Below are 26,879 nucleotides of genomic sequence, written 5' to 3' on the forward strand. Positions count from 1 at the left end.
TACTTGTGTACGTTCTCTCTTCCTCTTCGTTTCAAATCATTTCCATAATACAAAAAAGGCGACACGTTCGCCGCCTTCCTTCTAATCCAATTTTTTGATGATACGGGCCGGATTTCCTCCGACCACGACATTGTCCGGTACATCTTTTACAACGACCGCACCAGAGGCGATCACGGCATCATCACCGATGGTCACGCCCGGATTGATGACTGCCCGCCCTCCGATCCAGACGCGGTTCCCGATCGTCACCGGCTTCGTGAATTCAATTCCGGACGTCCGCTCCCCGGCATCGGTCGGATGGGTATTAGTATAAATGTGAACGCCGGGCGCAAACATGCACTGGTCGCCGATCGTCACTTTCCCGCCGTCCAGTATCGTACAGTCGAAGTTGGCATAAAAGTCTTCCCCGACATGAATGTTATAGCCGTAATCACAGCGGAAGGTCGATTCCACGTAAAGCTGCTCTCCTGTCGAACCGAAAAGCTCCTTCAACACTTCGGCACGTGCCGCTTCGTCCTCTTCTTCTATATCATTCAGCCTGCGGACCAGCCGTCTCGACCGGCGCCTGCCTTCGAGTAATTCTCTATCGGTCGGATCATAAAACTCACCGGCGATCATCTTTTCTTTTTCAGATTTCATTCCCATAACCCCTCTGCAGATGAAGTTCTTTTCTCTTTATCTATTCTGGAAGAGAGCAGGGATTCCTTCTCTATCTCCTATAAAAAATAGCCTCTGAGAATAGAGGCTAAAAATAAAAAAATGCTTATGTGGAGAGCGGACTCCGGTAAATGGGACGCTTTCCACAGGGCGGCCGGTGAGCCCGTAGGAGTCTGCCCATTTACCTCCGCCCTTCAAGGTAACTATCCCTTTTCATTTGGGTGTCTTTTTGCGAAGTTTTTCTTAAGTCCCATGTGAGAATTCAGTAAAAGTCGTCTTTATTAAGGTGTTGTCCTACTTCCGATCTTCCGGCGTAAGTAAACCTATAATGGTTACAACCAAACCAAACCCACCGATCCACAAACCGTAGCGAAGCCCGGGCTCGTTTTGGAACAAGACGCCGACTAACAGAATCGCGATTCCAGCTAACATGATCTTGATAGGAACGTTCAAAAGAAACACTCCTTTCTATTTCCTAAAACTATGTACATTTTTTCGAAAATCAGTTTATCATACCTCATAGAAATAGAAAAAATAAAAAAGGGCGACGGTTCGCCCTTTTCCCTACGAATGCATCTTCCGGATGACGGCCATTTCTTTCCCGAACCGATCTCCGTTGTCGACAAAACCCAGACTCTCGTAAAGCTTGTGAGCTCCGGTATTCTTCGGATGGTAGCCGACAACGATCTTCCCGGCCCCCGGTAACTTCTCCATTTCGGTAATCATCAAGCTCGTTGCCGCCCTGCCGATTCCCCGCCCCTGGAACTTTTTATCGACCATGATACGGTACACCCAGTAACCGTCCAATTCCTCCGGCACCGAATTATACATGAGGAAACCGACGACCTCCTCTTCCAAATAAACAGCATAAGGTTTCAGCGTAGGTTCGAACTTGGATTGGGCAATCGATACGGCGTTCGGCTCCATGAACTCACGCTGCTCCTCCGCCACTTCCAAGGTACAGCACGCATACCAGTTTTCTTCGTTGCATTCCACAATCGTTACGTTTCCTGTAGTCATTTTCGTATCTCCTCAGCGAATAGTATTTCCTCCAACCCCTTCGTCATCTCCAAAGGGCCGGACTCCTTATTGGACGGCACCACCACTTTGACATCAAGCCCCGGATAGACAGACGCTCGGAAGCTGACGCCCGGGTCGTACCCCATCACGTGATACTTGTAGATATCTCCGTCTTTCTTATTCATCCAGATTCCGTAGCCGTAATGAATCTCTTCGTTCACCGCTCGATGAGGATGAAGAAGTTTGTTCGTCGTCTCTCCCTCCAGCAGCTCATAACGGAACAGTGCCTCCCACAGCTTGATCATATCAGCGGCCGTCGTGTAGGCACCTCCGTCCGATCCACCCTGTTTCGGAAGGGCGTAAATATTGGTCCGCCACGTCCCTGCTTCCTCCTCATCGATGTACCCGATCGCCGTATTCCGGGGGAGTCTGTCCATCGAGAAGTAGCCCGAATTCATCATACCGCAAGGCTTGAAAATTTCTGTTTCGATGTATTCCGTGAAGGTGCGCCCTGTTTGCTGCTCCAGGATAAGACCAAGGACGATATAGCCCGCATTATTGTAACGGAACCGTTCGCCGGGCGGGAATTTCATCTGTTCCTCCTGAAAAAGCGGCAGGAAATCATGAAGCGATTCGATCCGGTACACCGGATAGTCCTTCCACAGTTCTTCGTAATCGCTCATCTTCTCTTCGTCGAAGTAGTCCGGCATGCCTGACGTGTGGGTCAACAGCTGATAGATCGTAATCTGCGGGTCCACGTGAGGAAAAGCTATATCCAGACAGTCAGCCAGCGGCGTGTGGAAGTCTATCTTTCCCTGCTCGACCAACATGCAGATGCCGATGGCGGTGAACAACTTGCACCCCGATGCGATCCCGAAGCGGGTGTGAATATCATTCCGCCGTTCCTCCGACCTGTCCGCACAGCCGAAGGCCCGGTGCACCAATACTTCCTCTCCCTGTTTCACATGGACGACACCGGAAAAATCGATATCGCTGCTTATGTTCGTGATGATTCTGTTTAATTCCCTGCTTTCCAACCCCATCTAAACGCCTCCCCTTTTTCTTACATTTTATGCTATATGAATATATTTTTATATACCCTCATGGTAACTATATACATTGCTTGAAACTTTTCTACAAATATATTAAACTGGTTGCTCCTGCTGTTGCCTCACGAATCTTAGAGAGGAGGCAAACCTATGCAAACATACGAAGTCGGTAGCTTGATCAAGAACCACTGCACCCATTGCCACCATGACGAACAAAAAGTCATCAAGGTCGTACCTAACGAATTTTCCGAGAAAATCGTCACGACGCTGTGGACGCAATGTACGAAGTGTGGTCAAAACCATACCCGCTTAAATCAAGAATGATATACAAAAAACGTGCCGGAGTCTTGCTTGCTCCGGCACGTTTTTCGTTTACAGCATCCCTCGTAAAGGAACACACCTTTATGGAGGGATATATATGAAAGTTGCGGTCGTCCTGCTGAAGATCATCGGCATTCCTGTCTACCTTTACCTGGTGATGCTGCTGCTCGATCAGATTTTTGATTTCGAAGCTGCAGAAAAGCCGGCGCTTCTTATTCCGGCAACACTTGTGACTTATTTGGATGTTTTTTTCTTTAGGAGAAAAGGCAGGAAACAGGATTAGCATCCGCTCGTAAACGCGTCCTGTCAGATGGCGGATGAGTCTTCCTTTTCCAACACGTTCTCGACGTAATCCTTCCCCCATTCATACATGGCATCCAAAATAGGCATGAGACTTTCCCCATGTTCCGTCAGCGAGTACTCGACTTTCGGGGGAACGACCGGGTAGACTTCCCGGTGCACGATCAAATGGGCTTCGAGCTCCCTCAGTTGTGTGACGAGCATCCGCTGCGTGATTCCAGGCATGAGCGCCTTCAATTCTCCGAATCGTTTCGTGCCTTCCTTACCTAAATGCCATAAGATCAGCATTTTCCATTTCCCCCCGATTACAGACAGGGTCAATTCCTTTTCACAGTTAAACGATTTCTCTCCTAAGTTCGGCATCCCTCTCGCCACCCCTTCTATCATCCAATAGTATACTTTTTATCACTATATGCGATTAATGTGCGTACTTTTTATTCTGGAACGGCCTTAGTATACTATGGAACATGCCCGCGATAAAAGCATTCCACTTTATCCGGCACACGATACTCGAACCATAGAGAAGGAGAGAATATACATGAAATTACAATTAGCATTAGATCTCGTCAATATTCCAGAAGCGATTGAAGTAGTCAAAGAGGTGGAAGCATACATCGACGTTGTCGAAATCGGCACCCCTGTCGTGATCAACGAAGGACTGAAAGCAGTAAAAGAAATGAAAGCCGCCTTCCCGAACTTGACGGTTCTGGCCGACTTGAAAATCATGGACGCTGCCGGCTATGAAGTAAGCCAGGCATCGGCTGCGGGCGCAGACATCATTACCATTCTAGGAACAGCGGAAGACGAGTCTATCAAAGGCGCGGTGGCCGAAGCGAAAAACCAAGGAAAAGAAATCCTTGTCGATATGATTGCCGTAAAAGATATCGCTGCCCGCGCGGAAGAGTTGGATCAGCTTGGAGCCGATTATATCTGCGTACACACAGGCTACGATCTGCAAGCAGAAGGAAAAGACTCCTTCCAAGACCTGCACACGATCAAAAGCGTAGTAAAAAATGCCAAAACGGCCATTGCTGGTGGAATAAAACTGGAAACACTTCCGGAAGTCGTGAAGCAGAACCCTGATCTCGTCATCGTCGGCGGCGGCATCACAAGCAAAGAGGACAAGCAGGCGACCGCACGCGAGATGCAGACATTACTGAAACAAGGGTGAAGGAAATGAAAACGGCTGGTTACTTAGCGGAGATCATGGAAGAACTGTCTCAGACGGTCCATCAGATCCCTGAGTCAAAAGCAGAGGAGCTTGTGAACCAAATTACAGCTTCCAAGAAAGTATTCGTCACAGGCGCAGGCCGATCCGGCTTCATGGGAAAATCCTTCGCCATGCGGATGATGCATATGGGAATCGATGCCTATGTCGTGGGAGAAACGGTAACAGCCAATCTCGAACCTGGTGATTTGTTGATCGTCGGATCCGGATCTGGAGAAACGAAAACCCTTGTCGCTATTGCAGAAAAAGCTAAACATTCTGGAGGAAAAGTGGCTGCGGTCACGATCTCTCCGGAATCGACGATTGGACAAATGGCCGACATTGTCATTCCCTTGCCAGGCATGACGAAAGACCAATCTGCCGGCAGTCACAGCTCTATCCAACCGATGGGAACGCTGTTCGAGCAGACGATGCTGCTGTTCTATGACGCCTTGATCCTTCGCTTTATGGAGAAAAAAGGACTGGATTCCGATAAGATGTATGGAAAGCATGCCAATCTTGAATAATCTGGAAAAGGACACAAAGGAGCATTTGTGTCCTTTTTGTATGGTGGTCTCTTTATCGGTTCACAAAAGAAATTTAAAGAATGGAATACAGCTCTTTATAGTCATGGAGCGTGTAGTCCGCATGGTCGCTTTCTTCCTTCTTCTCCGAAAAGTAGCAGGCGCTGATTCCCGCATGTTTACCCGAGAGAAGATCCAGGTCCCTGTCACCGATCATGATCGTCTGTTCCGGCTTCATCCCATGTTTCTCTATCAAATGATGGATCGCATCAGGGCTCGGCTTTCTGGCAAATCCTCGTTCCGCAGTGATGCATTCCGTAAAGCAGTCGGCTATCCCGGCCTTTTGTAGTAATTCGACGGCCGTGATGCCCTTATGGGTAAACAGGTAATTCTTTCTGCCTGATGCAGCTATGTAGGTACAGACGGATTCGATCTCTTCATACGGCTTAGAGTGTTCCATCTCGGCTTCGCTTCTCTTCTTGTTGTAGGCGGCCAGAAAATCTTCATCTATTCCATATTTCTGTTCATAATGCTTGTAGGCTGTGGATGCCGACACCCGCATATGCCTTTCAATGGTTTCTGCCGGCTCATCGATTCCCCGGCTTTCCAGCGTTTCCTTGAACGCCCGCGCCATCCACGGATACGTATCGAACAGTGTGCCGTCAAAGTCCCAAATGATATGTTTATACACGTCCATTCCTCCTTTATGGTTCTTCTATCACTTTTGAAAAGACCCTCTCCAATATCTTCCTTTCCCCAAAGCTTTTCGGACAGGAAAAACAATGTAAACACATGGAAGATAGGTATTAAATCAAATAAGACGTCCCACCTTCCTAAGCAAATAAACTATGCTATATTTCTTTAACGGATAAGAAATCCCTTCACCACCTCACTGAATAAATCCGGCTTTTCCTGATGTGGAGTGTGTCCGCATTCTTCAAAATGATAAATATCTCCGTCCGTCTCTTTGAATGCCTCCACCTGCTCCTCACAGACAGCCGCGTCATGCTCGGCTGTCATCAACAGCATCGGCTTTTCCACATATTTTAGATGCTGCAACTGACTTTGAAAGATTCCCCCTTCAGATAGAAGACGATCATAGTGAATTTCTGACTTATCATAGAATTCTTCCCAATCTTCCTCTGAATAAGCTGAACCATAATCCGTCGGATGATCGAACGAAAATTGATAGATTTTCACCCTGTCTTCTCCGAGTTCATCGCTTAGTTTCATATACCCTTCTGTCAGTTCTCTTGGAGACAAACTCTCATTCTTAGAAAAAGAAACACACCTTTGTGCCAAGCTTTCCTCGCCGATAGTCCGGGCAATTGCTGCTGTTTTCCAAAGCAGAGATCGTGATGTACGCGCAAAATCAAAGGTCGGGCATTCAAATATCAGTTTATCAATAGAATCCGGATATAGATGGGCATACATAAGCGCCAAATAGCCTCCAAACGAGTGACCAATGACTGACCATTTTTCTATGTAAAAGGAAGACCGCAACGCTTCACAATCCTCGATGATATCGGTTAAACCAAAGAGGTCATCCTCCCTGATTTTTTCAGATCGACAGACCCCACGCTGATCAAGGGCAATTATGTGCAGATCATCGGACAGCCTTGCCTTCTGATGGTACGTAAAATCGAAACAGCTTTCTCCAGGACCGCCGTGCAAATAAAGAACCGGAACCTTATCATCAGAACCATACCTCTCCACATAAAGATGGGTACCTCGGACTTTTCTAAAATTACCATCCATTAACGGCATTCCTCCTTTACTTAAGTGCAAACTATTGATGCTGATGCGGTGAAAACAAGCACCATATGCAGGTGTCATACTTACTATTTCCCTATACTCTTTCCATTGATGAAAGGAGCAAAAGGTATCTCCTCCAATATATAGGAAATACAGTTGTTTTTCCATAGATTGGATATATACTGCACTTGCTGGACCTTTCACTAAATCTAGTATCCTGCAGTGTGCTATGCTAGAAAATATATTCATATATTTTACTGATATAGAGGTGGGAAAATGTTGAAAGGTATAGAAGACATAAATTACCAGGAAGTAATGGAGTATTCTCTGGACCCGATCATTCTTCATACAGACTACAAAATCCTGTATATAAACAAGGCGGCGGAGGAATTCTTCCGGACGGATAAAGAAAGTGTGATCGGGATAAGCCCGTTAGATATATTTAAAGAGTCGTCCAAGGGTGCAATCAAGCGGAGGATTCAATCGGCTTACGATTCTCCAGCAGCTGTCATTGAAGAGACCATCTATCGAATGGACAAAACAACGGTGACCGTTGAATTATATTGCCATCCCGTTATGCTTGGGGAAAATAATAAAGCCATTCAATCCTATATCCGTGATATCACCATCCGGAAAGAAAGCGAAAAAAAGCAGGAGGATATGCTTCAGGAAATAAACGAGCTGTCAGCAACCATCGTGCCTATCATGAGTAATATTGCTATCCTTCCATTAACAGGGAACATATGTGAGGACAAAGCAGGAATGATCTTAGAAATCATCCCTGAAAAAGTAAAGGATCAAGCTCTTAAATACCTCATTATAGATTTCTCCGGGGTGTACAGGTTAGATGATGTGGTGATTGATTCCCTGTTTAAAATCATCCACGTCTTATCTCTGCTCGGCGTACAGGCGGTGCTTACCGGCTTACGGCCTGAGATGGCGATCGAGGCAACAAAATTAGGGATAAATTTGTCTGATGTTCCTACTCTGGCCTCCGTTAAAGACGCCCTTGTTTATTTGGGCATTCATTGATGTTCACAGGTCATCCGCTGTAAAAAACGCAGCCATGACCTGTGACCAATTGCATGCTCCACTAACCATTTATTTAATAAGTGCTTGTATTTCGTTATACTGAAGTAACTTTACATGTAAACACCTTTCATCATCACGCTATTGGTATATCAAGCGGAAAGGGAGATGCTTCATGAAAGAGCGAATGAAAAACGGGATGATTTCCGCCATCACGTTTGCTGTATTTGCTGTTCTCTTTGGGTACTTTGTCGGCGGAGAGATACGGTGGGAGAACGTTACAGGTCTAGCGATAGGCGGGTTTATTTCCTGGGCCTTCATTATTCCACGGATTCGGAAACTGAGAGGAAAAAAAGAGGAGTAACAGGTCACTTAGGCAAATATTCGTCCTCCTTTAAACCAGCTATTTTTATCAACCGATCTATAGAAACTTTCAACTGCTCTCGGCCTGTTTCCTCTTTATGATGGCCGGCTCTCCTGATTATCCTTTTTCTCTATGTAGGTGATACGCGGTTCATACGTGCAACGTATGTCAAACGTCGTTTCTGAAGTCGTTATGACGTGGTGTTGAATAGAATAGATTTCCCTCCCCGGCCCCGGCTGTTCATCATACCATTCAAGATATTCCGAATCCGTGCATTTATACAAGTACCACGGCCTGTCGTCTTTTCCAACATCACCCGCCCGCGCTTTGGAAGCATGTTCAACAAAAGAACCCATCTTCACTTCCCCCGCAATTCGGAAGGACAGAACGAAATTTCCCTCGTCATACGTATCCTAATGAAAGTGCATCATACCCTTTTCGTTTTCAAAGGTAAGGATAAGACCATCTTTTGTCTCCCCCCATTCCACCTTCTCCAAATATCTCCCATGTCTATAGGCCGTCGGATTCCAGACGTGCATCTCCATAGTAGTAATGAGGGGCACCCTTTCGAATTTAATTTTTCAGAGGTTGTCCGCGTCGCAGCTGATTCTTACACCTTCCATCCCTGTTGTTTCTCATTTCATAAACGTCTTCCGCAATCACTTCTATCCTTCTTTTCGTAACATGTATGGCTCCTCCGTCGGCAAGTGCGATAAAAGGAATATTTTCTTTGTTTAAATGATGGTAAATGAATTCATCATCTTCTTTGACATAATGACACCATAACCTAGTTCCATGCAGGAGCTGAAGTGGCCTGTATTGGTTGGTTTGTCTCTGTTTAGTCGTGTGGGAAATATCACTTCCGAACAGGATGGCCCCGGCACTTTGACCAAAGATAATTCCTCCATCGTCATAGTACTGTCTTATAACCTCATCGAATCCACTCTTCTTTAATACTTCCAGCAAGGTTACACTTCTCCCTCCACTGAAATAAACCGCAGAAAAACGGGTTAAGTCCTCCCGTTTCTTATCGGCAAGGTCTGTCCACATCACGAATTCTTTTACGCCTAATGGCATAAGGATACTCTTAATATAATCGAAGCTCCTTTGATAGGATCGATACTCTGCATCACCAGCCAAAGGGATATAGAGGATGGGTTTATCTGCATCCACCTTATCTACGAGAAACTGATATACGTCGAGGTTTTGTTCATAGCTTCCGCCGCCGGACAGAATTAAGCTTCCCAATTAATCACTCCCTCTCTTATTATTAGTTAACTCCTTAACAAGCCAATTTCTATAAATAAAGTTTCTTTTCCTCTCTCATAGCAAATTAAATGGAGACCTTCTCCCCGGTTAAATCCAAGCACGAAAAAAAGAGCTGCCGAAACAGCTCTTTTACTTCTTCAAAACCGGGATCCAGATCTCGCTCCGGAACGTCGGAGCGCTCACGTCCTTCGACTCATTCCAAAGAATTTCCGGCCCCTCCTTTTGTTCATAGTTCGATGCCGGGAACCATTCCGAGTAAATCCGTCCCCAGACATCCTGCAGCGTTTCCGGAAAAGGACCGGCGGCTTCGAACACCGCCCATGTCGAGGCATCGACCTCAAGCTTTGCGAAGGCATCGGGACACGCTTCGGTGGTCGCGACCCCTATATAGTGGTCGAGTTCTCCCTCCTCCTGCATCCTCCCTTCGGAAAAGTTCGCCGATGCACTGAGCATGCCGGATGGTTCGATGTTCGACAGCTGCTTCAGCTCCCGGATCGATGCTTCGTCCAACGCTTCCCACATGGCTGCGATTTCCGGGTTGACCCCTTTGAAAATAATGGGGACCCTTTTTTTCAAACCGATGATACGGAATGCTTCTTTTTCTTCGATACGGTAGTTCATTTCCACTCCTCCTTTGATGGATAACTGGAAGGACATCGGCGGATAGGCTTTCAAGGCTTTTCCGTCCCGCTTCCCTTCAGACGGTGGGATGCCGTGCATGTGTTGAAACGCCTTGGCAAAAGCGTCGGGGGAGCCGTACCCGTAGCGGAGAGCTACGTCGATGACCTTGGCACCGCCCTCCCTCAACTCAAAGGCTGCAAGCGTCAGCCGCCTGCGCCGGATATATTCCGAGAGTGGGATGCCTGCAAGGAAGGGGAACATTCTTCGGAAATGGTATTCCGAACACTGTGCTATTGCCGCCACTTCCTTCATGTCGATCTCCCCGGTCAGGTGTTCCTCGATATATTGGATTGCGTTGTTCATAGCGTTGAGCCTATCCACTGGCATGACCTCCTATAGACTTAGAATAACAGGTCGGGATGCGGAGTACCCGACATTCGGTGCACGATTCGGACGGTACGCACCGATACTATTGATTGATTCATCAATCAATATAAGCTATAAATTACCTGCCTTCGCTTCTTCCTTCTCCTCCGTCCGAGTGAGATGCGTATCGACACGCAGAAACAGGACAAGCCCAACGGCACCGAGCACCAGATATTTCATCCCCATTAACCAGGCAGGCACGAAGCCGCTTAACAGGACGCCGAGAGCGGCGACGAGCATGGCGATGTAGCCGGTGAACTGGAAAACCGCTAAGTACGAGCTTCGTTTATTATCCGGAGCCAGATCTGCAAGCATGCTCTGTTTGACGGGGATATATAACAGCTCCCCGAACGTTACGACAGCCATCAGTACGATCAGGAGCCACGGAGAATCCACCACGGTAAACAGGGTGTAGCCGATCGTATAGGATATCAATCCTACCAACAGTACCGCTTTGTTCCTCCACTTTTTCACGAGCCACGTAAGGAAACCGGCAGCGAAGACGACGAGAAACGTGTTTTCCGAACGCAGGATTCCAAGTATCAGGAACCCGTCGACCTCAACATTTATGGAAGAAAAGGAAAGCAGCGGCTGCGCTTCGATCGTTTGGACGAAGTGGATCGCCAGGAAGTTCGTCAGTTGTTCCTCGAGTGAGTATATACAGATCCCTGCAAAGAGGAGCATCAGGAATACCCGGTCCTGAAAGACGACTTTATAATTGTTCCATATCGTTGGTTGGACTTTTTGTACAGAAGGTTGCAGCTCTTGGTGAGGTTTGATGTAGGATTCTGTGATGAAGAGTTGTGTGATGACGGCAGAGAGCAGCGAGACACCGGCTATGCCGAGAAACAGCTGGAACAAGTACTGTTGAAAAAGGACGGCCCCGATCACGCCGGTGACCGCGGAGGAAATGTTCCCGACCCAGTACAACAGTGTGAATACATAGCGCCGGTGTTCACTGGAGGTCACATCGAGCACCATCGCTTGGGAGACCGGACCGATCAGCCCGCCGAAGAACATCCCGAAAATAAAGAAGCTGTAGGTGAGATACGGCGCGTCCAACCACGGGGAATTCAGCCAGGCGATGATAAAAAAAGTGAAAGCGGAGCCGATTTCTGCCCAAACCATCAAGCGCTTGCGCCCGACCCGGTCTGAGTAGAAGCCGCCGATGATGCCGCCGGCGATTCCGAAGAATACAAGACTTGCGACCATCAGCCCCGTCACCGTCTCGCCGACCTTCTGAGCGAAATATACCGTTAAGAAAGGAAGCACCATCATGTTGGAGAACTGGGTGATGAATTGCGTGAATACCCTGATCTTCACATTCGGGTGCAGCTGATTAAAGGACATGCCCTCTCCCCTTTTCATAAGGATCTCGGCCCGAACAGCAGGTAGGCATGACGGGTGAACATATCCCACGCCTTACGGTCGTCCGCTGTCTCCGTGAAAGTCAGGCGCACACCGTTGACGTAGGCAAGGTATGTATCACTGACGTCATCCGGCTCCAGCTCCATCAACTCCCCAAGCTCCTGCCCTTTGACGATCAACGGACGAAGCGCATTCCGCAGCTGAACGGCAAATTGGTCGAGCTCCATGAATAAATCAGGAAATCGTTCCCGCTGGGCAATCACATACTGAAGCAGACGTACATAGACCGTTTGCTGAGCGAAGAAACTAACGTGCTGCTCGATCAGTTCGCGGATCTGCACGGTCGGCTCTTCCGACGGTTCCGGTGAAGCGAGCATCACCGACTTCACTTCCTCCAACGGCTCCAGAACAGAAGCGTGGAAAAGCTCCTCCTTGTTTTCAAAATAAGTAAACACCGTACCGAAGCTTACCCCGGCAGCCTTTGCCACCTCTTTGATCGTCGCATTGGAGTACCCATTCATAGAGAACATCTGGATCGCAGCTTGAAGGATCCGTTCTCTCTTTTCTGCAGACTTCTGCATCGCCATAAGTGTCCACTCCTTTTTCCATAGTTATTAATGATTGATTGATTAATCATTATTGTATTGGATAAAATTGGAGTTGTAAAGCAGGAATACATATCATCCCTTAAAACAGCTCTTACACACCCTTATATTTTTCCAGTAGATTAACCGGTCACAGTAAACGTTTTCATATATTTCGATTTGAAGATGTTTATTTATATATTTCAGGGGTATTACAGAACTAATACAATATACCTAAGGAGCCCTTGAATGAGATTGGAACAAGACCTTCTCCAGAGAATTGAAAACAAAGACAAAGATTCTTTAACCGAAATTTATGATTGCTACATCCAATACATATACAGATTACTTACCAGCAGAATCGATGACTCTTCCAGGGTAGAAAAGATTATAAAAGAATTATTTGAAGATATTTGGAACGATCCACAAAGCTATTCTCATGGTAAGTATTTCTCATCTACTTTAACTAAGAAATGTCTAATCCTAATCAGAGAGTAAATCATTTCCTTTCATTGAATAGCTATCTGACATAGATTCAAGGCTTGCCAATGTATATACCTATTGATATGTGCTAAAATTTAATTACCACATTCTGGTCGGGAGCAATTCTCCCGGCTTTTTTATGTATACCTATGAAAGGAGGACAGCCATGAGCGCGTGCATCTTACTTAAAGAGCGCATCGAGAAGAAAAGACGGAACATGTACAACGCCTACCTCAGCCACGCCGACTATCCAAGCATCGTCAAGATCTCGCAGGAATTGGACCACCTTCTGAACCTTTACCGGAAACATTGCCAGTAAGGACGAATAGAACCACAGGCGCCGCGCATACTACATAATAAAAAGCAGATCGGAGAACAGCATGTTTAACTTTTTCCCCTATGATACGGCCGGATGGATCATGCTCGGTGCGATGGTTCTGAATTTTATTGGTATGCTTGTACTGCTTTTTTTGGGACTGAAGGGTAAGTGAGGGTTTATGGAAGGAACGGAATGGAAAGGATGCAGATGGTGGCTCCAAATGAAGTGCTTTGACTGCATTCAAACCTTCATGGCGAGTCCCCCTCCAATCTTTAGTCAGAGCGTATGCTCTGGCTTTTTTATCTGCCTTCCAACGATTTCAATGGTAAAATGATTCCATATCAAGCAGGAGGTGGCTTTCATGAAACCAAGAGTATCTGTCATTACGATCGGCGTCGATAACCTGGAGGAATCGCTGCAGTTCTACCGGGACGGCCTCGGCTTTCCGACGGAGGGAATTGTCGGGGAAGAGTTCGAGTATGGAGCAGTTGCGTTCTTTGATTTGCAGCCTGGTCTGAAGCTTGCTTTATGGAACCGGGAAAGCATCGCTCATGAAACGAAAGTGAAAACAGGCAGCCCGAGCCCGACCGAGTTCACGCTCGGTCACAATGTCAACAGTAAAGCCGAGGTCGATGAAGTGATGGCTAAGGCGGAAAAAGCTGGTGCATCAATCACCGACCCGGCGCACGATACGTTCTGGGGTGGATACTCCGGACACTTCCAGGACCCGGACGGGCACTTATGGGAAGTCGTCTGGAACCCTGACTGGGGTGAAGTGGAATAATTGACTTCCTGTATTTAAAGAGACGACCATTTCTTTTACAGGATGGCAGGGGAAATGGGACGTTATCCAGAGCCCACTTCCGGGAAGCTCTAGTATTCCTTTGTAAGTATTCCCTCTTCCTCCTCTGCCTGGTACTGGACCATCACTTGGGCATGAGGAAGCTTAAGATCATTCTTCAAAATATCCAAAAGCTCATCGACGCTTCGCTCATCCACAGGTTTCCGCTCTCGATTGACCCATATGGACACGGAAGGAGCTGCGTCCAGCTCTTGAATAGCAGGCAGATCCGTTTCCCCTATATACTTATCCGTCACCGCCGGGTCCGCATAGCTTACTATTACCATTTCGATCTCGGTAAACCGTTTTTCCACATCCTCCATAATCAAATCAGAGAGCTCATCTTCAAAAAAATTGACGGCATACGTATCCACCATTTCCCCACTGGCAGCATCCTCATAGACGGTGAAGTCGACGCCGTTCGTTGTATTCCTTACCTTGGCAGCATAATCGAATCCGTTGAAATTCCCCATGTTGTCGTACAACGTATCGTACATCTCCATCTGCCCGGAAAAATGAGCGTCCAGATACGCACTTGCCTTCTCCTTCACTTCCTCTTCTTTTCCTGCATCAGGAGTCATATCGACGATAAAAATAACGATGAGGAAACCGACGATAACTCCTGCACCTGCCATCGCAATGAGCGTCCATTTTCCTAACTTTCTCATGGAATCCTCCCCTCACACATGTCAGAATCCCTTATCGCTTATCCTTACTCTGCCTATAGTTATCGATCACCAACTTCGCCCTCTCATCGACATCAGAAGGCAAATTCCCAATCGAAAAATACCTCAGGTCGATGCTCTCTCCATCGGCCATCGTTAATTTCCCATATGTATGCTGCGCTTCATAAATGCCGATCACGTTGTACACTTCATCGCCGTTCGGGTATTTGAAATAAAATTCCTTCCCGGACAGTTGGTCGATGAACGTGAATCCCTCCGCCCGCAGACCCGTTTCCTCAAAAAGCTCCCTCGCAGCGGTCTCTTCCAAACTTTCGCCCGGCTCCATGGCTCCGCCTGGTAATCCCCACTCCTCTGTATCAGAACGATGCTGCAGCAAAAGCTCTCCGGAATCGTTGAATACAAGCACGGTCGACCCAGGTACGATTAACGGTCTTGTTCCAATCAGCTTCCTCATGTGCATGACATAATCAGACATACCGATCACCTTTTCCTTTCCGAAATCATTCCTCTTTAAAAGCTAACCCTTTCTCTTTCAAAGCGTCCTTCAGCTTCGGTATCGACGACGGCCCCAGGCCGTGAAATTTCAAGATTTCCTCTTCCCTGTAAGCAGATAACGTCTCCAAAGACGTGATTCCATTGTTTTCAAGAGCCCTTCTGGCGGGAGCTGCCAGGATGGAGAGAAATCCGGTTTCCGGTTTTCGTTCGCTTTCACAAATCGGGCAAGTGGGACAATCGCTGCTTTTATAGTACCGATGGCCCTTCTCACAGGTTCTTTGTTCTTTATTTTCAGTCATCTTCCTGCCTCCTTTAGTTACCAGTGTACCTGCAGTTTATTGCCGTCCGGGTCATAGAAGTGGAAGTAGGCATGGCCGTTGTCTTCCCTTATCTCCTCCACCTTCACGTTGTGAGCGGTCAAGTGTTGATGAAGCTCAGCCAGCCTCCGACTTGTAAACCCGATGCTGAACGCCGCTTCCTTATTAATCGTGAAATGAGCAAACGTTTCATCATTGGTCGGCACCAAGATAAGTAGAAACGGACCATCCTCCACTTTGATGATCGCCATCGGTTCTTCCGTTATAGTCACCAGCTCGAGCCCCAACACGTCCGTGTACCACCGGGCGGAAGCCTTTAAATCCTTCACTGGAATCCTGACGTAGTGCACCTGTTCAATAAACGAGCGACTCATCCTTTCCCCTCCTTTTTTCTTATAGAATGCTTCACCAGACGCGGATGGAAAAAGCAGTGCATACTCCTTGGCTTTTCTTCTTTCCATCATATCATCAAACATCAATTTTTTACCAAATCAGTTTCTTGATATAGAAATCCCCTGAATACGTACATTATTCAGGTTACATTTTCCTCTTGTTTTCTTTCCTTTTCACGGAAGTAAGCAGAGAGGAATTCAGTGAGGGCGGCACCTAGCAGCATAATCGTCCACCACGGTTCCTTGTTTCCCGGGAAATGATTGATTACGAATAATCCTATGCACAGGAGCATGCTTACAGAAAGGAATACGATTGGCTTTTTTAATACGATCCCTCCTATTTTCAAACATATTTTACGCCATCAAGGAGGAAGTCAACATTTCCTTTGTACCCATTTATTAGGTGATGTATAGTTGGAAATAGAGGATTTAAATCCAAGAGAAGGAGCAAACATATGAAGCAAACCGTACCGATGAGATGGGACTTAGACTCTCTTTATCCAGGTGGGAGTCGCTCTCCAAAGTTAATGAACTTCCTGACAGAGCTTCAACAATCCATAGAAAACATCACCAATGATATACATAAACTACAACCATATGAAGAGGTAAGCACTGAGCCATTGGTGCAGGTATTTGATGAAATCCAGTACGTGATGAGCGGATCGTTCCAGGTGGAGGAGTTCCTTATATGCCTGCGCGCCGAAAATACACAGGATGACCATGTAACGAAAATGATCGCCGAGAGTGCGAAGACGAAAGCTGATCTTGAGAAAATGGAGGTGGAATTCGATTCATTACTGGCTTCGCTGTCTGAACATGCGTGGAACGAATTATTGGAGAACACCGAGGTGAGAACCTATCTTTTTCACTTAAAAGAAAGAAGACAAAGGATAGAAGCCAAACGTCCCCACGAAATAGAGAAAACGATTCAAAGCCTTTCTGTGAGTGGGTTTTCTGCGTGGGAAGACCATTACGAGCAGCAACTATCGAAACTAAGGGTCCCTGTGGAAACAGCCGGAAAGACAGAGCCTTTTTCCATCGGGCAGGCGTTTAGTGAGGTGCTGTTTTCAGACGAGGAAGAACGAAGAAAAACGATCATCCAGTCCTATAACCACGTCTGTGCCTCGCATGCAGATACGTTCGCCTCTATCCTGAACAACATCAGCGGCTTCCGATTAGATGTTTATCGTGAACGGGGGTGGGACAATGTGTTAAAAGAAGCGCTGGAGCAAAACCGGATCAACGAGGAAACGGTCGACACCATGACTGCTGTCGTGAAAGAAAACCAGCACCTCCTTCGCGATTTCCTCGAAAGAAAAGCACAACTCGCCCGAAAAGAGACACTCACATGGTACGACATCCCGACCAGCAGTTTCCAATCCAAGCAGAAAATTTCTTATGCAGAAGCAAAAGACATCATTGTCCAGCAGTTCCATGCTTTCAGTGAAAAGCTGGGAGCTTTTGCGGAAAAGGCCTTCCAAGAAGGATGGATCGAAGCAGAAGACCGTGCCGACAAAATGGATGGTGGATTCTGTACCTCCCTGCCACTGGCCAAGGAAAGCCGGATTTTTCTTTCCTTTCGAGGCCACTATCAGGATGTCGTCACCATTGCGCACGAACTCGGCCACGCCTATCATAACGCCATTCTCCATGAGCTTCCCTACTTCGCCCGGCAAAAAGGGACAAGCGTCGCGGAGACGGCATCTACGTTCTCGGAGAATCTAGTATTGGATGCAGCTGTAACCAGAGCCACCACAGACCAGGAAAAACTGGCTCTCCTTGAAATGAAAATTGTAGCCGGTTCCACCTATTTAGGGATGATTCCTTCCATGTATGAATTCGAAAAGGAATTTTATAAGAAAAGACAGAATGGTTACGTCGGAAGCGAGGAAATATCCACCCTCATGGAAAAAACCGAAACCGCCTTATATGGAGACACGGTCGGCGAACATGATCGATATCGCTGGATGACCATTCCGCAGTTCTATAGTACGGAAAAACCATTTTACAATATCCCCTACACGATCGGATACTTATTCAGTAACGGCATCTACACCCTTTCCAAACAACAGGGGGAAGGATTTGCCCGACGATACGATGCTCTGCTGCGGGATACCGGAAGGATGACGGTAGAACAGCTGGCTGCTGCACACCTGCATCAGGACCTTACAGACAAGCACTTCTGGGAAGCTTCGATAAAACCGGTTGCAGACGCAATTGAAGAATATTTGGAGCTCACCAATACGATGGTATAAAAAATGCCGGACCTCTCCATAGAGTTCCGGCATCTCCTTTCAAGCGTCAATCGAGCATTCTCCTATTGATGATCACATATACGATGGTAAGCAGCACGAGCATGGCGACTATAAGGACCGTACCTTCCCCGGCGTAGTGAACCACACTGTTGAAGACCGCAAGCAAACCTAAAGGCAGAAAAAAGCCAAGGCCCGTAACGGTGCCTAACAACGACTTATTCCGTATCATCTTCTCGTTAAAACCCGCCAGCAGCCACGTCTGTTTCTTTACTCCGACCAAAAAGGAAATCCCTAGAAGAACGATTCCGAGCAACAGCAATCCATAGTCCACGTTTTCTCCCGCCTTTCTAGATCTATACCATATTTACGTTTTAAATCCATCCAGGTTCCAACATTTTACTTTGACGACTCAATACTTGCTTTTAGGAACAACGAAGAGGGCGATCATACCGACAAGCGAGAATAAGATAAACAAAAACGGATATCCTTCCATATCGACCAACCTTCCGGCAAGCGTCGATCCCATTACCTGCCCAAAGGCAAGCAGGATTGCTTTTGTATATGGTCCACTCAGATTCTTTGGCACCCCATGAACGACTCCCCTTCAAAAGAGAGTCTATACACATCAGGCATCGCAAGCTGTTTCCAGAACGAATACCCATACGCTTCGTCAAAATAATTCATGATCAGCACCATAATATTCCCGTGCGTCCCGATGACGACATTCTTGTTTTCATAGTCTGCTAAGACGGTTTTCATGCCTCTGATCCCTCGTTGCTGTGCGTCCCTGTTCGACTCTCCGCCTTCCCAGCTGAAGTCCGAGTCCGCCCATACTTTTTCGATTGCCGCTTCAAAGTCAGGGGCTTTCCCTTCCGTCAACGTCCTTTCTTTGAAATCCTCGAGGAGATGCACCTCTTTCCCATGAGAAACAGCCGTTCCTTCCACGGTTTGAACCGCTCTTGCATAGGGGCTGGAAAGGACGGCATCGATTTTCTCTTTTCTTAACAGCTCGGTCACTTTCTCTGCATCCTTGTATCCTCTTTCTGATAACGGTCGATTCCTTTCGTCTGGTGTGTAGGTTGAATGGGCATGTCGTACGAGGTACAGGTTGGTCGTCATAGAAGCCTCCTGGAAATAAAAGTTGCGGCTAATAAAGTCGCTTTGTATAGCTTTCTTCTAATCTCTTTTGAATGGAATCCACATTGGATCGTGGTAGCTTCGCATGGTCAAACAACATTTCCGCAGCTGATGGCAGATGGGATTTGTCCAGCCAGGAGTCAGGCTTCCACAAGCCCGAACGCAGGAAAGCTTTCGCACAATGAACAAAGCACTCTTCTACCTCCACCCCGATACCGAGGAGCGGCTTTTTCCCTTTATGGGACATGCTCTCCAGAAGCTCGTCATCTGTCACTAACGTCGCTTTCCCATTCACCCTTAACGTTTCTTCCATTCCGGGAATGAAAAAGAGAAGACCTGCGCTTGGATTGGACAGAATGTTCCGCATCGAATCGACACGTTTATTGCCGGGCCTCTCCGGTATGACAAGCTGCTTTTCATTCAGAACCCGTACAAATCCGGCCTCATCTCCCCTCGGGGAAACATCGCAGAAGCCGAATTCATCGGCAGTGGATATAACAAGGAATGGAGATTTGGAGATAAACGCAGCACAATGATGATCCAGATAGGTCAATACTTTGTTTTTAACTAAGTCACTGGGAATACCGATGATGGCCCGCAATTCTTCTTCCGTTTGAATCGTTTCTTTGAAGCGATCGTTCTCTTTCATCATTACTCCTCCCCATTGCCCGATCAGCCAAGGCGCTTTGATCGGACTCTCAATCCTTCATCGATGACGAAATAACCGAGAGCGACAGGCAAGGCAAAATACATGGCGATCGTTATGTAATTGTTGGTAACGAATGCAGCGGTTAATAGGAGCGCTGTCCCGATATGCAGGATCAATCGCAGGGGGAAGCTGTTGGAACCCAGTTTCTTAATCAACGCCTCCAAACCAATGGATAGAAGCGTTCCGCATAAGACGGCAAAGGATAAAGCGTAGACAAAAAAGCGAACATACGTAGATAGTGGACCTTCAGAAATTAAGCTGTAGACGGGAACCGTGATCATCAGCAGAAGGAAAGCTGCTAAGGATTTTCTTTTTACCATCGTCCGGCGACTCCTCCTTTGTGAACGGACGGCACAGCGGCCGTCTGTTTATCTTGGTGTATAGCTTTTGAGGGGGATTCCCTCCCCATAATGACTTGAAGATTTCGAGATGAAATGACCGGTGCATGGTCTTTAATGATTTTCCACCTCTTCTTTTCATACAGGCTTACCGCCGAAATGTTACTGATGGATGTAGTCAGGACGGCTGTAGAATTCCGTACGACCTCAAACAATTTATCGTGTAAAGAACTCCCGACTCCCCTCCTCTTATAGGAGAGGTCGACGGCTAACTCTACGAACTCAAAGCAGTCGTTCAACCAGAAGTCTGCTTGGTCCTGTGTCATCTGTTCTTCTAATTTCCCCCGATAAAATTGACCCGGCAGACTTTTATAACCATACGCGAAACCTGCCAGACGACCGTCCTGATCGGTGGCTTTCATCCCTGTATATCCTTCATAAGTGGTGTGCTTTTGTATGTTCCGGAGTGCGGATTCCTTCTCCTCGTTCGAGAAACCTTCCCCTGTAAAGGCGCGGCAGTATAACTCGGCAGCGTCCAGTAAGTCTTCTTCCAATAAAGATGTGTAGTGCATTTCCATCCCCCCTCTTTCCTCTTCTATTTCTTGGATGATCATTCCTTCTACGATGAAAAAGAAAATATATCCACCATTACCATTACTTACGTCGCAAACCGAAAGACTCAGGCAGATTCTTTTATTTTCATGCTGAGGAGGAATATTATAAAGAGGTAGGGAGGAATGAACATGAGTAAAACAGCTATCATTACAGGTGGAGCCAGCGGAATCGGTAAGGCAACGGCTATGCTGCTTGCAGAAGAAGGCGTAAACGCAGCAATCGTCGATGTCGATGCCACTGCTGGGGAGGAAACGGTTCAGGAGCTGAAAGCGAAAGGCGTCGACGCCCTCTTCGTGAAGGCGGACGTTTCGAAAAAAGAAGACGTCAAAAATTACGTCGATCAGACAGTCGAGCACTTCGGCGGGATCGATTATTTCTTCAATAACGCCGGTATTTCCGGAAGCGGGAAATACTATTTGGATACGTCGGTCGATGAGATCGAGAAAATCGTCGGCATCAACCTGCTTGGCGCGCTGTATGGTGTCCGCTACGTAGCAGAAGTCATGGTGAAGAACGGCGGCGGATCGATTGTGAATACATCCTCCAGTGCCGGTGTCATCGGCCAGGATTCGGTCGTCACGTATTCCGCAACGAAACACGGCATCGTCGGGTTGACGAAGAGCATGGTAGCGGAATATGCGAAGGACGGGCTGCGGGTCAACGCCATTGCACCAGGTCCGACAGAAACGAAAATGGTGAAAGAATTCTACGAAGCCAATCCGAAAATGAAGGAAAACGCCACCGGCGGTATTCCGCAGAAGCGTCTTGGTACACCGGAGGAAGTCGCAGAATTAGTGACCTTCCTGCTGACGTCCAAAGCGCAGTACATCAACGGTGAAGTCATCAGCATCGACGGTGGATTCACGAATACAAAATAAACTCAACCAAAGCAGCCCGGTACCGGGCTGCTTTTTCATGCTGTCGGAATAGACGAAAGGGATAAAAACCTTCTGCCATAACCCTTTCATTTTGACCGGACGCAGCCGATATTAAAGGAAAAGAAGCTATAAAGGAGTTACACATGAACAAAGTTGACGCATTCATCACATCCATTCCATACATAAAAGAAATCCTGCGGGAGGATACGATGCTTACCGTATTCGACCACGAAAAGTACCTCTACTACTCCCCGAGTGAAGAGCTGAACTTCCAGCACCAGCCGGGTGATCCGCTGCCTGACGGATACTTGAACTTTCAGATGGTCGATCCGAACGGCACGACCGTCGTGAAGGTCGGAGAAGAAGAGTTCGGGGTTCCCTTCAACAGCATTTCTTTTCCTATTAAAGAAAACGGGCAGGTGATCGCTGCCGTCAATGCAGCTGTCAGTACACGGAAGCGGGATATGTTCACCTCCATCATCACCTCGATGGAAGATATTTCTGAATCGCTGCTTGGCAAAGTGCAGCACATCGCCGCCCACTCCGAGGAGCTGTCCGCGACGACCGAGCAGATTTCACAGAACACGAAACAGACAGCCCAGTATTCGCGGAACGTGACAGACGTCGTCTCAACAATCCGCAGCATCAGTGACCAGACGAACCTGCTCGGCCTGAACGCCGCCATTGAAGCCGCCCGCGTTGGAAGCGTCGGCGCCGGATTCGGCGTCGTTGCCGATGAAGTCCGCAAGCTTTCCGCCGACTCGAAGACGGCGACAGAAAAAATAGAAGAAACGCTGAATGACATCAAAGGAGCGATCAGCCGGATGGAGGAGGATTTCCACGATATCGCCGAATCTTCCCAAGAGGAAGCGAAGCTCGTGACGGCATTCATGACCGAAATCGAGAAGTTGAATAAAACATCGACAGATTTGAAAGAGTACATGAGTCAGGCATTCATTAAAGGATAAGGAAAGAGGAAAGCGGATCTCCGGCATGATACGGAGATCCGCTTTCCTCGTGCTGGGAGCACTTATTTTAAACGGTCGTGCAGGAACTGTTTGATTAAAGAAGCACTTGTATGCAAATCTTCTTCTAATGGAAAGTGCCCGGTATTTAGAAGGTGTACTTCACAGTCTTCGAGATCTCTTTGAAAAGCAAGTGCCCCTTCCGGCCCAAAGAATATATCGTTTTTCCCCCATACAGCCAGTGTAGGAGGCTGATACGTCCTGAAGAATTCCTGCCAACGTGGATATTGTTTAAGGTTGTTCCTGTAGTCGTATTGCAAAGCAAGCTGGATGTCGTCATTGCCGGGACGATCCAATGCCCATTGATCCATATTCCAAGCATCGGGACTGATGCGTTCGGGGTTTCGCGTTCCGTTCGTATATTGATACTTCGTAAACTCCGCAGATAAAAGAAATCGGATGTTATTCTTATTTTCCTCACTCGGATTTCCCCAATAGGTGCGGACAGGGTCCCAGGCAGGCAGGAGCCCTTCTTCATAAGCGTTCCCATTTTGAGTAATGATGGATTGAATTCGTTCCGGATGGTCGGCTGCCAACCGGAAGCCTACCGGAGCTCCATAATCATGAACGTAAATACTGAACTTCTCTAAGTTTAATTCTTCTACAAATTCATGGATCAAAAGAGCGATGGTATCGAATGTATAATCAAACTCTTCCAATTCAGGCTGGTCACTGTTTCCGAACCCTGGATAGTCAGGGGCCACAATATGATAATCCTCCATCAGCTCTGTAATTAAATTTCGGAACATATGAGAAGAGGAAGGAAAACCATGAAGCAAGAGAATCGTTGGATTTTCTTTATTTCCCGCTTCCCGGTAAAAAATCGATATGCCATTCACTTTCACTGTTTTGTACGCCACTTCCATGTAATCACCTCATAAGTTTTTTAGTAGCCATGCTCCATCCAATCCTTGTAATACGACAACACTTTACATTCCTAACATTTTATAACCTATTAAAAATAATTTTAAAGGTTATAAACTTACATTAAGGCACCTTTTATAACTTGTCAACATATCTTTTAACGGTTATATTTAAGGGGGGAGGAGAAAGAGATGGATAAATCACTATTTGTTTTAGGTGGTCCTGCATGGATCAACCTCGTCAATACTACTTACAACGCCAATAAACAAGAGATTGATACCTTAGACGATAGATCTGCTACGTTTCAATGGCTGAAGGAAAACAACGCCGTGCGGCAGTCTGATCTTGACGCATTGGAAAACAAAGAAACCCTGCATGCGCTGATCCATGAGCTTCGTTCGCTTCGAAGCCTTTGCCAAATCGTCCTGTCTGATCTGGAACAAAATAAGGAAGTATCCCTCGATACAATCAAGCAGTTACAAAAGATGTCGGAAGAGCTGAACGTCCGTCTGACCGTTGCATCTGCTGAGGAAGCATTTAAATTGGTGTGTGAAGGAATGTCGGTGAAAGATCATGTCCTGTACCATATCATTCGATCTATTTTTCACACACTGGAAACAACTTCTGTCAGCCGGATACGAAATTGTGAGCATGAAGAATGCCGTCTCTACTTCGTGGATACCTCTAAACCAGGGAAGCGACGCTGGTGCAGCATGGAAATGTGCGGCAACCGTAAGAAGGCTGCTGAATTCTATGCAAAGAAAAAGAAAAAATAGTTACTAAACAAAATGGAATGGAAAGATGTTACTCCAAAGCGTTGGGTTCGTTCCTTAAGCAGACGAAGTTCCCCTGCAACATTTTTCTAACGCCCCTTTCAGGTGAAAACTTGAACCCAGGGGGTCTTATCATGTATTACATGTGCAGTAAGTTAAGCACCTGCACGCTCTCCTAATATGTAGCAAACAAAAAAACCCGCTGCCTAAGCAGCGGGTTTTTACTATAAGCGAATGTTCTTATCCCACGTTCTGACCGGGTACTGGAACATCCTCTTGTTTATCTTTTTTCATAAGCTTATCAGCAATGGCAGTAATTGCTCCATCGCCCGTAACGTTCGTTGCGGTACCGAAGCTGTCTTGAGCCAGGTAGAGAGCAATAATTAAAGAGACCATGGTGGAATTAAATCCTAACATCGATTCGAGAAGGCCGATGGCTGCCATGACCGCTCCGCCAGGTACACCCGGGGCGGCAATCATCGTAATTCCTACCATCAGTATGAACGGGAATACGTCTGCGAATGTGGTTGCTTGTCCTTGCATATACATAACCGCCATGGCACAGCTGGTAATCGTGATCGCACTTCCTGCCAAATGGACATTAGCAAGTAACGGCACAGCAAAGTCTGCTACACGTTCCCGTACCCCGATTTTCTTCACGTGCTTTAATGTGACGGGAATCGTAGCCGCAGAAGACTGCGTTCCAAGCGCTGTAAAGTAGGCAGGCGTCATTACTTTCAATAAGCGGAATGGATTCCTGCCATGCATACTGCCTGCAATACAATACATGACTACAAGATAAAGCAAGTGCAGCGATATGATCATCAAGAACACTTTCGCGAATACACTCAAGATTGTACCCACTTGCCCTGCATACGTCATATTCGCGAAGATTCCGAATATATGAAACGGCAATAGAGGGATGATGATGTTCTTTATTACTTTCTGGATAATGGAGCGGAATTCATTCATGACTTGTAATAAATAATCCCCTTTAACAGCCGTCATTCCTACTCCTAACAGGAAAGATAATATAAGTGCGGCCATTACGCCCATAATGGGAGTCATTTCAACGGAAAAAGGTGCTTCCACCAGCGATTCTTCCGGATTAGCAAAGGATTCTCCACTTTGCCCTTGCAAAAAGGATGGGTACAGATTCTTAGCAGTCAAAAAAGCCACCGTACCTGCCAGGACCGTAGAGGCATAGGCTAATCCAGTCGTCAGACCAAGCATCTTTCCTGCGCCTCTTCCCATGGACGCGATGCCGGGAGCAATAAAACCGAGAATGATTAACGGGATGACAAAGCTCAGAAAGTTACCGAATAAACCTGTAAATGTTGCAGCAATTTCAATAAGGATTTCTGGTGCAAATTGCCCTATCACGATACCTAGAGCGATCGCAAGAACAATCCTTAACAACAATGGTATTTTTTTCATCTCCCTCTTCCTTCCTCCTGTTGCTGAATTTTAACGAGTTCATGTGTAATAGAATAAAACCTGGTTTATACGATAACCTTTTTTCAATGGTTTGTGAAGTATAAAAAAACTGTAAAAACAGTGGATATTTTTGAGTACAGCTCCTGTTTTGTGCTGCTGCTTCCCCATCGCCATCCCAGTGTTTTAAGCAGCTCATGGTTTCTAATCTTCTATTTCACAAAAGAGAGGGAGTGCATGTCACGATACTTAGAGACGGTGATCATTCCTGCATCACGTTCTATTCACGATTTTCTTTCTAAATCACTGATTCTGTCTTCCAGCTCTTTCACTTTGTTGGTACTGATCGCGCCTGTCGTAAACGCAATCAGACCGAAAATGAATCCCATGATCCCAAAAATGAACCCCATCATTCCGAAAACGTCCATGTAATCCCCCTCCCTCTCTTACTGTATCTTTCTCCATGCTATTGTGTCCTGCTCTTTTCTATATTTACAATACCATGTACGGACCCGTTTTTCCTTATAAAGGAAAAGATCACTGTTTACAAGCTGCTACTATTTTCAAAAGAAGTCTTCCAAGAAAGAGTTAGATATAAAAAGAGGAGGCTCACCGACCGCCCCACGGAAAGCGTCCCATTTCCCGGAGCCCGCTCTCCCAGCAAAACTGCTTCTTCAATGAACTAAAAAAGCTGTCGACAAAATTAAGAGGTTAAAAAAGAACAAGGAATGAATTGCACATATGTATGGAATTTTTTCTATGAACACGCTCTCGCTTCTCTTGTATCTATTTTATGGAAGACAATCTCAGTACAGGGCGGAGGG

Annotated in this window: 37 protein-coding genes; 12 read left to right on the forward strand and 25 right to left on the reverse strand. The window is 46.7% G+C overall.

What is annotated here, in order from left to right:
• Positions 1-81: 81 nt before the first annotated feature.
• The 4 genes from AXG56_RS11315 to AXG56_RS11325 form a co-directional block, all read right to left on the reverse strand.
• Positions 82-639, reverse strand: a complete 558-nt coding sequence (locus AXG56_RS11315) for a maltose acetyltransferase domain-containing protein (RefSeq protein ID WP_062514577.1) — start codon at positions 637-639, stop codon at positions 82-84.
• A 312-nt stretch (positions 640-951) separates the two neighbouring features.
• Positions 952-1,110, reverse strand: a complete 159-nt coding sequence (locus AXG56_RS19480; protein WP_161484915.1) for a DUF2964 family protein — start codon at positions 1,108-1,110, stop codon at positions 952-954.
• A 111-nt stretch (positions 1,111-1,221) separates the two neighbouring features.
• Entirely contained in the window at positions 1,222-1,677 is a 456-nt protein-coding gene (locus AXG56_RS11320; RefSeq protein ID WP_062514579.1) for a GNAT family N-acetyltransferase, read from the reverse strand.
• A complete protein-coding gene (locus AXG56_RS11325) occupies positions 1,674-2,720 on the reverse strand; it encodes a serine hydrolase (protein WP_062514583.1) in 1,047 nt (348 codons plus the stop codon). The genes AXG56_RS11320 and AXG56_RS11325 overlap by 4 nt, the downstream gene beginning before the upstream one ends.
• 156 nt (positions 2,721-2,876) lie before the next feature.
• On the opposite strand from AXG56_RS11325, the gene AXG56_RS19485 reads away from it, so the two are divergent.
• Positions 2,877-3,050: a hypothetical protein gene (locus AXG56_RS19485; RefSeq protein ID WP_161484916.1), complete on the forward strand. Its 174-nt coding sequence runs from the start codon at positions 2,877-2,879 to the stop codon at positions 3,048-3,050.
• 94 nt (positions 3,051-3,144) lie between these two features.
• Complete coding sequence (locus AXG56_RS11330) at positions 3,145-3,330, forward strand: hypothetical protein (RefSeq protein WP_026578046.1); 186 nt, start codon at positions 3,145-3,147, stop codon at positions 3,328-3,330.
• Positions 3,331-3,353: 23 nt separating this feature from the next.
• On the opposite strand, the gene AXG56_RS11335 is transcribed toward AXG56_RS11330, so the two are convergent.
• On the reverse strand, positions 3,354-3,710 hold the full coding sequence (locus tag AXG56_RS11335; protein WP_008633405.1) for a helix-turn-helix domain-containing protein: 357 nt from the start codon (positions 3,708-3,710) through the stop codon (positions 3,354-3,356).
• A 175-nt stretch (positions 3,711-3,885) separates the two neighbouring features.
• Between AXG56_RS11335 and hxlA the strand changes: the two genes are divergently transcribed.
• Together hxlA and hxlB are read left to right on the forward strand one after the other, a co-directional pair.
• Positions 3,886-4,518 carry a 3-hexulose-6-phosphate synthase gene (gene hxlA / locus AXG56_RS11340; RefSeq protein WP_008633406.1) on the forward strand — a complete coding sequence of 211 codons (633 nt, stop codon included), beginning with the start codon at positions 3,886-3,888 and terminating at the stop codon, positions 4,516-4,518.
• Positions 4,519-4,523: 5 nt separating this feature from the next.
• Positions 4,524-5,081, forward strand: a complete 558-nt coding sequence (gene hxlB / locus AXG56_RS11345; RefSeq protein WP_062514585.1) for a 6-phospho-3-hexuloisomerase — start codon at positions 4,524-4,526, stop codon at positions 5,079-5,081.
• 73 nt (positions 5,082-5,154) lie between these two features.
• Here hxlB and AXG56_RS11350 read toward each other — a convergent pair whose 3' ends face one another.
• Positions 5,155-5,769: an HAD-IA family hydrolase gene (locus tag AXG56_RS11350; protein ID WP_062514588.1), complete on the reverse strand. Its 615-nt coding sequence runs from the start codon at positions 5,767-5,769 to the stop codon at positions 5,155-5,157.
• A 170-nt stretch (positions 5,770-5,939) separates the two neighbouring features.
• The gene (locus tag AXG56_RS11355) at positions 5,940-6,836 is read right to left on the reverse strand and encodes an alpha/beta fold hydrolase (protein ID WP_082794474.1); all 897 of its coding nucleotides are present in this window, start codon (positions 6,834-6,836) and stop codon (positions 5,940-5,942) included.
• 273 nt (positions 6,837-7,109) lie between these two features.
• Here AXG56_RS11355 and AXG56_RS11360 point away from each other — a divergent pair, with 273 nt between their 5' ends.
• Positions 7,110-7,865 (forward strand): PAS domain S-box protein, encoded by a 756-nt coding sequence (locus AXG56_RS11360; RefSeq protein ID WP_026578043.1) that lies wholly within the window; start codon positions 7,110-7,112, stop codon positions 7,863-7,865.
• A 172-nt stretch (positions 7,866-8,037) separates the two neighbouring features.
• On the forward strand, positions 8,038-8,226 hold the full coding sequence (locus tag AXG56_RS11365) for a hypothetical protein (protein WP_008633411.1): 189 nt from the start codon (positions 8,038-8,040) through the stop codon (positions 8,224-8,226).
• A gap of 95 nt (positions 8,227-8,321) precedes the next feature.
• Here the strand turns inward: AXG56_RS11365 and AXG56_RS11370 are convergent, their stop codons facing one another.
• From AXG56_RS11370 to AXG56_RS11390, 5 genes are all read right to left on the reverse strand, one after another.
• Positions 8,322-8,582, reverse strand: a complete 261-nt coding sequence (locus tag AXG56_RS11370) for a hypothetical protein (RefSeq protein ID WP_026578041.1) — start codon at positions 8,580-8,582, stop codon at positions 8,322-8,324.
• A gap of 217 nt (positions 8,583-8,799) precedes the next feature.
• Positions 8,800-9,474: a Type 1 glutamine amidotransferase-like domain-containing protein gene (locus tag AXG56_RS11375; RefSeq protein ID WP_062514598.1), complete on the reverse strand. Its 675-nt coding sequence runs from the start codon at positions 9,472-9,474 to the stop codon at positions 8,800-8,802.
• Positions 9,475-9,624: 150 nt separating this feature from the next.
• The gene (locus AXG56_RS11380; protein ID WP_062514601.1) at positions 9,625-10,497 is read right to left on the reverse strand and encodes an AraC family transcriptional regulator; all 873 of its coding nucleotides are present in this window, start codon (positions 10,495-10,497) and stop codon (positions 9,625-9,627) included.
• A gap of 117 nt (positions 10,498-10,614) precedes the next feature.
• Positions 10,615-11,892 carry an MFS transporter gene (locus tag AXG56_RS11385; RefSeq protein WP_062514605.1) on the reverse strand — a complete coding sequence of 426 codons (1,278 nt, stop codon included), beginning with the start codon at positions 11,890-11,892 and terminating at the stop codon, positions 10,615-10,617.
• 14 nt (positions 11,893-11,906) lie between these two features.
• Positions 11,907-12,497, reverse strand: a complete 591-nt coding sequence (locus tag AXG56_RS11390) for a TetR/AcrR family transcriptional regulator (RefSeq protein WP_062514608.1) — start codon at positions 12,495-12,497, stop codon at positions 11,907-11,909.
• 646 nt (positions 12,498-13,143) lie between these two features.
• On the opposite strand from AXG56_RS11390, the gene AXG56_RS19160 reads away from it, so the two are divergent.
• Both AXG56_RS19160 and AXG56_RS11400 read left to right on the forward strand, forming a co-directional pair.
• Positions 13,144-13,296 (forward strand): aspartyl-phosphate phosphatase Spo0E family protein, encoded by a 153-nt coding sequence (locus tag AXG56_RS19160; protein WP_008637723.1) that lies wholly within the window; start codon positions 13,144-13,146, stop codon positions 13,294-13,296.
• A gap of 361 nt (positions 13,297-13,657) precedes the next feature.
• Positions 13,658-14,080 (forward strand): VOC family protein, encoded by a 423-nt coding sequence (locus tag AXG56_RS11400; protein ID WP_026578038.1) that lies wholly within the window; start codon positions 13,658-13,660, stop codon positions 14,078-14,080.
• An 89-nt stretch (positions 14,081-14,169) separates the two neighbouring features.
• Here the strand turns inward: AXG56_RS11400 and AXG56_RS11405 are convergent, their stop codons facing one another.
• From AXG56_RS11405 to AXG56_RS11420, 4 genes are read right to left on the reverse strand one after another with little or no spacing between them, the layout of a single operon-like run.
• Positions 14,170-14,805: a hypothetical protein gene (locus AXG56_RS11405; protein WP_062514611.1), complete on the reverse strand. Its 636-nt coding sequence runs from the start codon at positions 14,803-14,805 to the stop codon at positions 14,170-14,172.
• 31 nt (positions 14,806-14,836) lie between these two features.
• Positions 14,837-15,298 carry an NUDIX hydrolase gene (locus AXG56_RS11410; protein ID WP_062514613.1) on the reverse strand — a complete coding sequence of 154 codons (462 nt, stop codon included), beginning with the start codon at positions 15,296-15,298 and terminating at the stop codon, positions 14,837-14,839.
• Between the two features lie 25 nt (positions 15,299-15,323).
• Entirely contained in the window at positions 15,324-15,617 is a 294-nt protein-coding gene (locus AXG56_RS11415) for an RNA polymerase alpha subunit C-terminal domain-containing protein (RefSeq protein WP_062514616.1), read from the reverse strand.
• 17 nt (positions 15,618-15,634) lie between these two features.
• On the reverse strand, positions 15,635-16,009 hold the full coding sequence (locus tag AXG56_RS11420; RefSeq protein ID WP_062515249.1) for a VOC family protein: 375 nt from the start codon (positions 16,007-16,009) through the stop codon (positions 15,635-15,637).
• Between the two features lie 473 nt (positions 16,010-16,482).
• On the opposite strand from AXG56_RS11420, the gene AXG56_RS11430 reads away from it, so the two are divergent.
• Positions 16,483-18,282 (forward strand): M3 family oligoendopeptidase, encoded by a 1,800-nt coding sequence (locus AXG56_RS11430; RefSeq protein WP_064503496.1) that lies wholly within the window; start codon positions 16,483-16,485, stop codon positions 18,280-18,282.
• Positions 18,283-18,328: 46 nt separating this feature from the next.
• Here the strand turns inward: AXG56_RS11430 and AXG56_RS11435 are convergent, their stop codons facing one another.
• From AXG56_RS11435 to AXG56_RS11455, 6 genes are all read right to left on the reverse strand, one after another.
• The gene (locus AXG56_RS11435; RefSeq protein ID WP_062514624.1) at positions 18,329-18,613 is read right to left on the reverse strand and encodes a DUF3784 domain-containing protein; all 285 of its coding nucleotides are present in this window, start codon (positions 18,611-18,613) and stop codon (positions 18,329-18,331) included.
• A gap of 78 nt (positions 18,614-18,691) precedes the next feature.
• Complete coding sequence (locus tag AXG56_RS19320; protein ID WP_235601497.1) at positions 18,692-18,868, reverse strand: hypothetical protein; 177 nt, start codon at positions 18,866-18,868, stop codon at positions 18,692-18,694.
• The gene (locus AXG56_RS11440) at positions 18,853-19,401 is read right to left on the reverse strand and encodes a histidine phosphatase family protein (RefSeq protein ID WP_062514627.1); all 549 of its coding nucleotides are present in this window, start codon (positions 19,399-19,401) and stop codon (positions 18,853-18,855) included. Before AXG56_RS11440 ends, AXG56_RS19320 begins: the two co-directional genes overlap by 16 nt.
• A 28-nt stretch (positions 19,402-19,429) precedes the next feature.
• The gene (locus AXG56_RS11445; protein ID WP_062514629.1) at positions 19,430-20,071 is read right to left on the reverse strand and encodes a pyridoxamine 5'-phosphate oxidase family protein; all 642 of its coding nucleotides are present in this window, start codon (positions 20,069-20,071) and stop codon (positions 19,430-19,432) included.
• A gap of 20 nt (positions 20,072-20,091) precedes the next feature.
• A complete protein-coding gene (locus AXG56_RS11450; protein WP_062514632.1) occupies positions 20,092-20,448 on the reverse strand; it encodes a hypothetical protein in 357 nt (118 codons plus the stop codon).
• On the reverse strand, positions 20,442-21,038 hold the full coding sequence (locus tag AXG56_RS11455) for a GNAT family N-acetyltransferase (RefSeq protein ID WP_161484917.1): 597 nt from the start codon (positions 21,036-21,038) through the stop codon (positions 20,442-20,444). The genes AXG56_RS11450 and AXG56_RS11455 overlap by 7 nt, the downstream gene beginning before the upstream one ends.
• 171 nt (positions 21,039-21,209) lie before the next feature.
• Here AXG56_RS11455 and AXG56_RS11460 point away from each other — a divergent pair, with 171 nt between their 5' ends.
• The gene (locus AXG56_RS11460; protein WP_008637760.1) at positions 21,210-21,959 is read left to right on the forward strand and encodes an SDR family NAD(P)-dependent oxidoreductase; all 750 of its coding nucleotides are present in this window, start codon (positions 21,210-21,212) and stop codon (positions 21,957-21,959) included.
• A gap of 143 nt (positions 21,960-22,102) precedes the next feature.
• Entirely contained in the window at positions 22,103-22,927 is an 825-nt protein-coding gene (locus AXG56_RS11465) for a methyl-accepting chemotaxis protein (protein WP_062514637.1), read from the forward strand.
• 62 nt (positions 22,928-22,989) lie between these two features.
• Here the strand turns inward: AXG56_RS11465 and AXG56_RS11470 are convergent, their stop codons facing one another.
• Positions 22,990-23,850 (reverse strand): alpha/beta fold hydrolase, encoded by an 861-nt coding sequence (locus AXG56_RS11470; RefSeq protein ID WP_008637762.1) that lies wholly within the window; start codon positions 23,848-23,850, stop codon positions 22,990-22,992.
• Between the two features lie 189 nt (positions 23,851-24,039).
• Between AXG56_RS11470 and AXG56_RS11475 the strand changes: the two genes are divergently transcribed.
• Positions 24,040-24,624, forward strand: coding sequence for a CGNR zinc finger domain-containing protein (locus AXG56_RS11475; protein ID WP_062514639.1), 585 nt, complete (start codon positions 24,040-24,042; stop codon positions 24,622-24,624).
• 237 nt (positions 24,625-24,861) lie between these two features.
• On the opposite strand, the gene AXG56_RS11480 is transcribed toward AXG56_RS11475, so the two are convergent.
• Together AXG56_RS11480 and AXG56_RS19675 are read right to left on the reverse strand one after the other, a co-directional pair.
• The gene (locus AXG56_RS11480) at positions 24,862-26,058 is read right to left on the reverse strand and encodes a dicarboxylate/amino acid:cation symporter (RefSeq protein WP_062514642.1); all 1,197 of its coding nucleotides are present in this window, start codon (positions 26,056-26,058) and stop codon (positions 24,862-24,864) included.
• A 281-nt stretch (positions 26,059-26,339) separates the two neighbouring features.
• Positions 26,340-26,483 (reverse strand): hypothetical protein, encoded by a 144-nt coding sequence (locus AXG56_RS19675; RefSeq protein WP_201029312.1) that lies wholly within the window; start codon positions 26,481-26,483, stop codon positions 26,340-26,342.
• Between the last annotated feature and the right edge of the window lie 396 nt (positions 26,484-26,879).

The organism is Halobacillus sp. KGW1 (assembly GCF_001592845.1).
GTDB lineage: Bacteria > Bacillota > Bacilli > Bacillales > Halobacillaceae > Halobacillus.